Origin of the sequence: Acinetobacter sp. V91_7, from assembly GCF_031799075.1 — a bacterium.
In the GTDB taxonomy this organism is placed as follows: Bacteria; Pseudomonadota; Gammaproteobacteria; order Pseudomonadales; family Moraxellaceae; genus Acinetobacter; species Acinetobacter calcoaceticus.
Genome location: NZ_JAVQNT010000009.1, coordinates 1 through 4555, shown reverse-complemented (window position 1 = coordinate 4555; position 4555 = coordinate 1). Strand labels below are relative to the sequence as shown.

At 34.4% G+C, this 4555-nt stretch carries 4 protein-coding genes and 1 pseudogene; all 5 read right to left on the bottom strand.

The features are described 5' to 3' along the window. Window positions 1-377: pseudogene (locus RMB03_RS00515) on the bottom strand (hypothetical protein); the annotation flags it as partial. Next, window positions 374-2875: a fimbria/pilus outer membrane usher protein gene (locus RMB03_RS00510; protein ID WP_311073104.1), complete on the bottom strand. Its 2502-nt coding sequence runs from the start codon at window positions 2873-2875 to the stop codon at window positions 374-376. The gene RMB03_RS00510 and the pseudogene RMB03_RS00515, both read right to left, overlap by 4 nt. Further along, a complete protein-coding gene (locus RMB03_RS00505; protein WP_311073102.1) occupies window positions 2872-3705 on the bottom strand; it encodes a fimbria/pilus periplasmic chaperone in 834 nt (277 codons plus the stop codon). Before RMB03_RS00505 ends, RMB03_RS00510 begins: the two co-directional genes overlap by 4 nt. After that, window positions 3699-4217 (bottom strand): spore coat U domain-containing protein, encoded by a 519-nt coding sequence (locus RMB03_RS00500; RefSeq protein WP_311073100.1) that lies wholly within the window; start codon window positions 4215-4217, stop codon window positions 3699-3701. Before RMB03_RS00500 ends, RMB03_RS00505 begins: the two co-directional genes overlap by 7 nt. Before the next feature lie 4 nt (window positions 4218-4221). Next, a partial coding sequence (locus RMB03_RS00495) for a spore coat protein U domain-containing protein (RefSeq protein ID WP_311073097.1) occupies window positions 4222-4555 on the bottom strand: 334 nt, incomplete at its 5' end.

Genomic DNA, 4555 nt, shown 5'->3' with positions numbered 1-4555 from the left:
CCACTAAAGAGGTTAACCAGTGTAAAACTACTCATATCTTTTTCTTGGCCTAGACTAATGACTGAATTGCCGCTGTCTAAAATAATGGCATTCAGTTGTTCTCCAGTTTGAGCATTAGTGAATGTATTTGGCATTTGATCTACGCGATATTTTAGGTAAGTCATGTTTGCTAAAGCTAAACTAAAGCCAGTACACGACAAACCTGAATTAAATTGCGAAGAATTTTCACCATTTTCCATCAAATAAATTGAAGGAACCGAAATTGATGATGTACCTGAAGCGCTTACACTACATGAAGCATGTGCTAAATTTCCGGCTGCCATTAATCCAGAAAATATAAATAAATGACTAATTAATTTTTTGACTTTAATTTTCATGGTAAAGATACCTCATGGCAAATAACAGGTTTAACTACCACAATTTGTTGTTTCGCCTGCTCTACATCAACAGTGAAATCTGCTTTGCAGATTGACTGATCTGAATGCTGAACGGTAATGGTGTTATTGGCTTTTAAATTCTCTAGATAAACAATGCCATCCATTCCCACATAAGAAGATTCTTGGTCATCTCTATGAACCACAGAACCTACAGAGATTGGTTTGCCATTTTCTTGAGTGAGATAAACATTTGCAGCAATTGATTCTTGAACTGGGAACTTAATAACAACGCCTGAACCACGTTTAGCAGCAATACGTTGTTCAACTTGAGTAATTGTAAAGTTCGAAGGTAAATCAATCGGATCAACACTATATTTACCCGAATAGTAAGGTGTGACTGAAGGCACAAAAATATGGCCCTTTTTATTACTACGACCAATTAAACTGTTTTCATATTTGACTAAAACATCTGCTACTTTGTTGGTATCAACTAACGCAAAAGACTCACCTAAACGATTCGATGCGAACAGATCTCCTGACATATATACCAAAGAGCCAGATAAACCAAACCAATAGTTATAATCATGATTTCCAGATAATCCGAAATCAGTATTAATATAATTATTTCGGTAATTTACTCGTGCCTGATTTAAATCTTCACTATTTTCATTAAAGCGTCGAGTTAAATCGACTCCAAAGCCACCTTCGGATGGTACAGAGTGATTAAAGTTAATATAACCATAATCGCCATGATCATTAAATGAATAGCCTGTGTTTACACTAGACTTACGCTGGAATAAAGGTACAGAAAGCTGAAATGCAGCACTCCATTCTTTCTCAACAAAATCTCGGTTTGCACTTAATGAAACAGTTACCCCATTCATATAGGTCGGTAAAATCGGTGCCCATGACAAATTTAATAATTCATTTTTAAAGTCATTTGCTTCAGTATTAATATAACCGACTCCAAATGTACCTGATTTTCTTGTTGCAAAATAAGTATTTGCCGTTAGGCTTTTATTACTATTTACTGAAATTAAATTACTATATTGCATTCTTGAAAGATCAGTATATTCGTCATCACGCTGATTATGATTAATACTGAAACCAAATCGATTACGGTTATAACTATAGCCAATCGTATATTGCTTTCCGTCAAGATCTTTAACTTGATCTTGAGCCATAGATTTATCGGCTCTACTTTGCGTAAAAGAAGCACTTAATACACCTAAGTTTGCTAGCTTTAAAACAGACCCTGCACCCAATAATTGTAAGTCCGATGAAAGCTCCGTCCGCCCCTCTACTGTAAACCAATCATTTACCCCATAACGGGCATCGGCAGCACTTGCAAACTTTCCATACGAAAAGTTCTTAAGACCATAATCTTCACGAATGTTTCCTAAAGACAATGAATAGTCAAATAAGCCAGGTTTTAACAACGTATTAGAAATATAAAATGGCACAGCTGTAGTCACTTGACGTCCTACTGCATCAGTTGTAACCACAACTGCTTCGCCCTTACCATTAATAAAGGGAACATTGTTTAAAATAAATGGACCAGATTGTACATCTGTTGAACTTGCCTTCTGCCCATTAATAATTAAATCTACAGTGCTCGGCAAGGCGGCTTGGCCTATAAATTGAGGCAATGGATAGGTAATTAAATCGGGGCGAGTTGAGTAGTTTCGTTGAACCTGAAATCCGCCCAATCTAACAGAACTGCCCCAAGTCGTTTTATTACCGGTAATAATGTCTCCAAATAAGAACGATGTTGCGCTCTTTTGGCTATCAAATTGCCAAGATGTGTCATAACGTCGATAACCGTCGTTATTAAATGACTCTATGCCCTCTTCATTTTTAAATTGATTCTTTACATAGACACCAGAGTTCTTAATCACACCTAATGGAGAAAAAAAACGTTGCTCAGTAAACAAACTACTCGTTGACCCACCTTGAGAGGGTCTATATGTATAAAAGTCATAGTTATTCAGCAAGCCAATTCCTGACTGGGCTGTTTCTGGTTTATACCATGAGTCTTTACCCAATATTTGTGTTGGCATCCAAGCGGGTGGAATGTTTAACTGAAAATATTGATTTGATGAATTATATTCATAACTCACATCTTTCAAACGATCTAAAGAAATCCAGTCCGCTGCATCTCCACTAAACCCTAAAGTTAAAATATCTTTATCTGTTAATACTGTTTCACTACTTGAAGACAGCATTTCTTCTGGAATACTAATTTCCAGCTCATCAACCAACTTCTTTTTTTGTATAAAATATTCGTCATTCTTAACAATGACTGGGACCACTTGCTGAATAGCGTATTTATTCACAACCAAGTCTAAATACAATTTAAACAATTGGTTAATATCATTTATGTTCTTTGGTGGTGGTGGTAAATCTTCAGCAAACACTATCTTGGGAACACTTAAACAACCACCAGCCAATAAAACCAACAAAATACTTTTGCACAAGGTATTATGCTGAAGGATCATGATGGATCCTCCATTTTTGTGATTTCAATTAACTCTTGTTTTACACCTGAGCTATCAACACCATATAAAGTAGAACTTTTTAATAATTCATTAGCAGTTGACTTATCAATTGCAAATTTTACAGTGCTATTTGATAAAACATAGCCAAAAGCTGCCTTACCTAAAGCAATGTTATTTGCAGTCTTTGACGTTTTAACTGCCGAAAGTCGGGCAAATTTCTGACCACTATTTTTAAGATATAATTCTGATTGACCGTGTTCACCATTATGAACCGACCACTGTAAGACTGGTTTTGCTAAGGCATTTTTTGCATTAATTTTTTGACTTTCTTCCGTCAAACCACTACCCAGGCCTTTCCCATAGGCAAATAATGGAATTGAATAACGCATTTGAAAATTTACTTTAGACGCATCTTGCTCACTTCCATCAGAAAGGCGGATAGGTAACTCATCAACAATCAAACGATATGATTGCTCTTTACCATCTGGCAAATTAGCACTTTTGGTTAGACGCAACATGTGCTTCTCACCTGCTTTTATTTTTGCCACAGGTGGACTTGGTATAATTTCTAATTGCTCACCATAGTTATCCTTTAAGCCATCTTGATTCCATTTAAAAACACGAATCTGAACCATAGCATCTGACTTTCCAGTATTTTGGAGCCAGACCGCAGTCGCTTTTTCATTTGCTTCAATTTTGGGATAAATTGGCCAAATTAAAAAAGTTGCTCGAGCCATGACTGGCGTAACAAGTGATAATGTACTTGCAAATAAAAAAGATTTTAAAATGCCATTTTTAATAAATGCTGAATTTTTCATACAAATCACCAAGTAATCATTATTGAAACAGTATCTTTATAAATTCCGGCTGATCGTGATTCATTATTATTTTCTAAATCAACCACACCATATATCTCAAAATTTGCCAGATTGTTAGTTGCTGTTGTAACAGGTAACGAAAATTTATTACCGGCTACATATTCGGTAGTTAAACTACTAGAGTTATATAATTTATAATCAACATAATCAGAAGATGAACTATTTTTCATACGTCTACTATTATTTTCTAGATTTTCACCACCATCTAATGAGATACTAATAGGTAAATCTTCAGTACAGCGAATACTCCAAGTAGAAGCTGCATTAATAATACTTGCAACAATCTTATCTTTAGACAAAGTTGAATGTTGACCAAAATCTATTTTCTGTTCAACATTATCAATTGAACAGCCATTTTCAATTGTTGCTTGAACTTTAAAACTAGATGAAGTTTCTGGACTTGCTGCATATTGAAGTTGACTATAAAAAACTAAAATAAATCCAGTTAACCAATAATATTTCATATTCTTAAAACTCAATAGTAATTGGCACTATATCTTTATATTCCCCTTTGGAAATACGATTACCATCATTTATAGCTTGCCCAAAAATATCTATATTTTTTTTAACACTCATATCATCAAGAATAAAAGTATCATTTGCTTTAATAACTTGCTTATTTAGTCCATACAATAAATTATAGGCCACAAAATCTGTACCATTAGTTAATGCATGATAATAGTTCTGTGAAAATGATGATGGAACATTATTGTCATTATTTCCTGCACCAAAAATAATTTTCACTGTAGAAATGCCAGAACATTGAATTTGAAAACCTGAATTTCCATTATTAATTAAGCTT